This is a genomic window from Nevskia soli (assembly GCF_903970205.1).
GTDB lineage: Bacteria > Acidobacteriota > Terriglobia > Bryobacterales > Bryobacteraceae > Bog-113.
Window position 1 is genome coordinate 1 of sequence record NZ_CAJCHS010000341.1, and the last position, 5,186, is coordinate 5,186.

At 60.5% G+C, this 5,186-nt stretch carries 4 protein-coding genes; 2 read left to right on the forward strand and 2 right to left on the reverse strand.

Translation table 11 applies throughout. The annotated features are described in order from the left end of the window. The coding region (locus H1Y01_RS14910; RefSeq protein WP_180541304.1) for a PLP-dependent cysteine synthase family protein at positions 1-924 on the reverse strand (924 nt) is incomplete at its 3' end. 54 nt (positions 925-978) lie between these two features. On the opposite strand from H1Y01_RS14910, the gene H1Y01_RS14915 reads away from it, so the two are divergent. Further along, the gene (locus H1Y01_RS14915) at positions 979-2,727 is read left to right on the forward strand and encodes a DUF885 domain-containing protein (protein ID WP_180541305.1); all 1,749 of its coding nucleotides are present in this window, start codon (positions 979-981) and stop codon (positions 2,725-2,727) included. Here H1Y01_RS14915 and H1Y01_RS14920 read toward each other — a convergent pair. Continuing rightward, positions 2,724-3,323, reverse strand: a complete 600-nt coding sequence (locus tag H1Y01_RS14920; RefSeq protein WP_180541306.1) for a nitroreductase family protein — start codon at positions 3,321-3,323, stop codon at positions 2,724-2,726. The genes H1Y01_RS14915 and H1Y01_RS14920 overlap by 4 nt on opposite strands. A 116-nt stretch (positions 3,324-3,439) precedes the next feature. Between H1Y01_RS14920 and H1Y01_RS14925 the strand changes: the two genes are divergently transcribed. Then, complete coding sequence (locus H1Y01_RS14925; protein ID WP_180541307.1) at positions 3,440-4,723, forward strand: GAF domain-containing protein; 1,284 nt, start codon at positions 3,440-3,442, stop codon at positions 4,721-4,723. The last annotated feature ends 463 nt before the right edge of the window (positions 4,724-5,186 follow it).

Below are 5,186 nucleotides of genomic sequence, written 5' to 3' on the forward strand. Positions count from 1 at the left end.
ATACTTGTTGCCGGTGTCGCAGATGAACGTGACCACCCGCTTCGGCGCCGTCTGCTCCTTGCAAAAACGAATGGCCGCGGCGACCAGGCATCCGGATGACGACCCGCCCAGAATCCCGAAATTGCGCAGCAGCGAGCGCGCGGTCTCGAAGCTCTCGGAATCGGAGATGGAATAGGCCTTCCGGACACGCGAAAGATCGGCGATCTGCGGGATGCAATTCTGCCCGATGCCCTCCACCGCATACGAGCTCTCCGGGCCGGGCATGCCCTCGCGGATGATGCCGGCGAGCGCCGAGCCTTCGGGATCGGCCAATACCAGCTCCGTGCCGGGGCTCACGCGCGCGAAGAACCGGCTCAATCCCGTGATCGTCCCACCCGATCCAAGGCCGCAGACTACCGCGTCAACGTCATGCCCCGTCTGCTCCCAGATTTCGGGCCCCGTGGTCTTCTCATGCGCTAACGGATTGGCCGGATTACTGAACTGATTCACGTGGTAAAACCCACCTTCGGCCGCGATTCTGGCCGCCATCTTCATGTAATGGGCGGCATGGTCCGATCCCACGTCCGAGCGCGTCAGCCGGATATCGCACCCGAACGCCCGTAAATGCGCGATCTTTTCAGCCGACATTTTGTCGGGGATCACCAGGATCAACCGATATCCCTTGGCGGCGGCAACCAGCGCCAGTCCAAGTCCGGTGTTGCCTGCCGTGGCTTCGACAATCGTGCCTCCCGGCGGCAGCGCGCCGGAACGTTCGGCAGCAGCAATCATGCTGATCGCGATGCGGTCTTTAATGGAACCGCCCGGATTTTGATTCTCGAGCTTCACGAACAGGCGGCAAGGTCCGGTATCGAGTCCGGCGAGTTCGACCAGCGGCGTGTTGCCGATCAGGTCTAAAACGGTTTGAGGGATCGCGGCAGCGAGCACGCCATGAATCCTACCTCATGCGCCGGGACGTGCCGGAGGCCGTAAGCTGGGAGGATGCGATTTCGCCTCCTCATTCCGGTTTTGATGAGCGCCGTTTTACCGGCTCAGGCTCCGCCGTCCGAACCGGCGTGGGTGACGGCAAGCAATCGGAATGCGCAAATCGTGCTGCAGGTTCTGGCGCGTTACGCACCCGAGAACGCCGCATCTCTAGGCATTCGCGGCCTCGACGACAAGATCTCGATTCCATCCGTCGACCGCCCTGTTTTGTTCCGCCGCGACCTGGGCGCGGCGCTGAAGACTCTCCAGGCGAAAGCCGCGACGGAACAAGATCCGCTGGTGAAGCAGGACCTCGAAATCATGATCGAGGACACCGACCGCAATATCCGCGCGTCCGCCGCCAATCAGAAGCTGCTCCTTTCCTATGCGAACGTCGGACGCATCGTTTTCGGAGGCATCCACGGCCTGCTGGACGATCAGATCGACGAATCGCGTCGTCCCGCGGCGCTCGTGCGCCTCAAGCGATATGCGGGCATCGAGCCAGGCTACACGCCGACGACGGTGTTAGCGGAAACCGTGTGGCGCGAGAGCGCGAAAGATCCTGCGAAGCTAGGGCCGCCTAAGTCGGAAGTCGAGCAGGATCTCGCGCAGATCGATCAATACACGACCGGCATCGGGCTGCTTCTCGAGAAGTACAAGATGAAGGATTATCAGTCCGCGTACGCCAAACTCCGCGATCAACTGACTGAGTACGAAGGCTTCGTGCGGAAAGAAGTTCTGCCCAAAGCGCGCGAGGATTTTCGTCTTCCCCCGGAGCTCTATCAGATCCGCCTCGAGAACGCGGGCGTTGACTTCACGGCCGCCGAACTGGTGCAGTTGGCGCACAGTGGGTTCAATGAAATCCAGGCAGAGATGCAGCCGCTGGCTGTGAAGGTCGCAAAAGAGCATAACTTCCCGTCCAGCGACTATCGCGACGTGGTCCGCGCGTTGAAAAAAGATCAGTTGACCGCGGATTCCACCATGCCGGTCTATCACAAGACACTGAGCGATATCGAAGCGATCATCAAGCGCGAGCATCTGGTCACTCTTCCGGATCGCCCGGCGATCGTGCGCATCGCCAGCGCCGCGGAAACGGCCGAGCAGCCGGCGCCGCATATGCGTCCGCCGCCGCTGCTGAACAACCATGGAGAGCGCGGTCAATTCGTGCTGCCCGGCGGCACCACCGGAGCCAACGGCAAGCAATTGAAGTACGACGATTTCACGTTCGCAGCTGCCGCCTGGACACTGACCGCACACGAGGCGCGCCCCGGTCACGAGCTCCAATTCGACACCATGGTGGAGCGCGGCGTTTCCGAGGCGCGCGCCATCTTCGCCTTCAACAGCACCAACGCCGAAGGCTGGGGCCTCTATTCCGAGTGGATGATGTACCCCTACATGCCGGATGACGCCAAGCTGATCTCGCTTCAATTGCGCCTGTTGCGTGCCGCCCGCGCGTTTCTCGATCCGGAACTCCAGATGGGAAAGGTAACACCCGCGCAGGCGATGCAGATCCTGCAAAATGATGTCGTGCTTTCCGAAGCCTTTGCCACGGAAGAGGTCGACCGCTTCACGTTCCGTTCACCCGGACAGGCGGTCTCTTACTACGATGGCTATCTGCGCATGCGGCAGCTACGCGCCGATACCGAGAAGGCGATGGGCAGTAAGTTCAACGTCCAGCGCTTCCATGATTTCATCCTCGATCAGGGATTGTTGCCGCCCGCGCTGTTGCGCAAAGCCGTGACGGAAGCGTTCGTCCCGCGCGGCTAAGGCTGGAACGGCCGTTCGCCCCAGTTCCCTTCGAACACGAACTCTGAGACCGGTTTGCGGGTGCGCTCGCTCAATTCGCGCCCTTTCAACGGTTCTTCCAGAGTCTCCGGGTCGCCGGGATAACCGATCGCGAGCATCGCCACGGGTTCATATCCGTCCGGAATCGCGAAAACCTCCTTCGCTTTGGCTTTGTTGAAGCCCGCCATCTGATGGACGAACACGCCGTCGCGCAGGCCTTCGATGGTCAGGCTGGCGCTGGCCGCGCCCACATCGTGCATTGCGACGCCATTCGGCGAGTTGTTGTGGCTGAAGGTGGTCTTCAGAATCGAGAGCGCAAGTACCGGCGCGCGTTTTGCCCACGCATTGGGCGGAGCAAGAACGCTTGCCAGGCGATCGAACTGCTCGGGGTCTACTTGCCGGACGCCAACAATGTAGGTCCAGGGCTGCTCGTTGTAGCTTGACGCCGCCCACCGCGCGGCTTCAAACATCCGCAACAGCACGTCGTGCGGGACCGGACGATCGGCGAACGCGCGAGGGCTCCATCGCCGGATAAGTAGCTCATGAATCGGGTGACTAGCGGCAGCTGGTTTTTCCATGGGAGTCGGCTCTACGAGATGTGATGCGTTGCGGCAGGATCGTCGCGTCAGAAAATATGAAAAATTGAAAATTTCGATTGGACGACGGCACGCAATCACCGTAGAATCAGGAGATCATGTCTGCCCGCGTCGTTAGTGCGCCCTCCGAGTTCGCAGGGAATCAGGTAGCGCTTTTACATCGAATCAGCAGCTTAGTGAGTTCCGGAGTGGAGCTGGAGGCGATGCTCCGCGAGCTTGTCGACCTCATCCTTACGGTGACGGACGCCGATGCGTGCCTCGTCTATCTGCTCGACCCGCAGAGTGGCGAGATGGTGCTTCGGGCCTCGAATCTGCCGCACGCCGAAGAGATCGGCCGCCTGCGCCTGAAGATGGGCGAAGGCATCACCGGCTGGGTGGCGCAGCATCAGTCCGTAGTAGCGCTGGGCAAGAACGCGTCCGCGGATGCGCGGTTCAAATCGTTTGCCGGCCTGCCCGAAGACACTTTCGAGGCGTTCTTATCGGTTCCCCTTGTCGCGGGCGGCGAAGTGACCGGCGTCATCAATGTCCATCACAAAGCCCCGCATCCCCATACCAGCGATGAAGCGACGCTGGTCACTTTCATCGGCGAACAGATGGGTGGAGCGCTCGATAAAGCCCGTCTCGCGGAACACTCTCAGAATGCGGTGCGACGGATGGAAACACTTGCGGCAGTCGCTCAGACGATCAGCACCGAAGGTTACCTCGACCGGATTCTACAAGCCATCTCGGAGATGGTCGCGGAAACACTGGACGCCGCTATCTGCTCGGTGATGCTGGTCAATGAAGAGAAGCGCGAGCTGACCATCAGCGCCGCCCGCTGCTCCTCGCCCGATTACCTGCATCGCATGCCGCTCAAGATGGAAGATTCGCTGATCGCGCGCGTGGTGAAAGACGGCAAGCCGGCGGTGATTTCGGATATCCGCGACGATAAACAGTATCGCTATCCGGAGCTCGCTCGTAAGACGGGGCTGGTGTCGCTGCTTTCGGTTCCGCTGGTGTCGCGCGAGCGCGTGACGGGAACCATCAATATCTACACGCAGGAACGCCGCCACTTCACCGAAGAGGAGATCGGCTTCGTAAAGGTGGTGGCAAGCCAGGCGGCCACCGCGATCGACAATACGCGGCTGCTCGCGGAAACGCTCGAGATCAAGCGCCAGCTGGAGACGCGCAAAGTTGTGGAGCGCGCGAAGGGAATTCTGCAGCACAAGCACAAGTTGACCGAAGAAGAGGCGTATTTGCGGCTGCGCAATGAGAGCCGGCGTTTGCGCCGTCCCATGCGCGATCTCGCCGAAGCTGTAATCATGGCTGACGAGCTGAATCGTAAGGAAGGCGACGTCGCGATGCCCGGCTTGCCGCGGGAGTTTTCAGAAGAGCTGATGTAAGGGGAGTGGCCGGTCGTCCGCTTGGGCGGGAGTTCGGCGGCTGACCGGCGTCGACCGCGACACACCACGCCGGCATCGATTTCATACCGGATCTCTCTGACGTGGTTGAATCAGGTGGAGCGTGGGTTTGGTTCCGCATTCCAATCGCTCAAGCCGCCCGTTCGTCTGGACCGCGACAGCCAATTCCGTCCGTGCGAAGCTGGCCCGACCTTGTTCATCTGATATGCGATGCACACGACGGTACCCTATAACTCTTCAATGACTATATAGACACTGTAACGGGGCGTAGGTGTTACCCTGGACCGGTTGTGGAATCACGAACGCGACTACACACGGCCCAGTAGCTTGACAAAAATCCACAAACTGCACTGGGTGCCACGAACGCTAAGATAGTCCCGAATCGTTTCATTTGGGTTTCCTCAGTGGCGAGACTCGAACCGTACCGCTTGCGCCACGTCTTGTG

Bases quoted from the DNA above. Each gene is read 5' to 3' on its own strand.
- H1Y01_RS14925 (WP_180541307.1), top strand. From the start codon at position 3,440: ATGTCTGCCCGCGTCGTTAGTGCGCCCTCCGAGTTCGCAGGGAATCAG.
- H1Y01_RS14920 (WP_180541306.1), bottom strand. From the start codon at position 3,323: ATGGAAAAACCAGCTGCCGCTAGTCACCCGATTCATGAGCTACTTATC.
- H1Y01_RS14915 (WP_180541305.1), top strand. From the start codon at position 979: ATGCGATTTCGCCTCCTCATTCCGGTTTTGATGAGCGCCGTTTTACCG.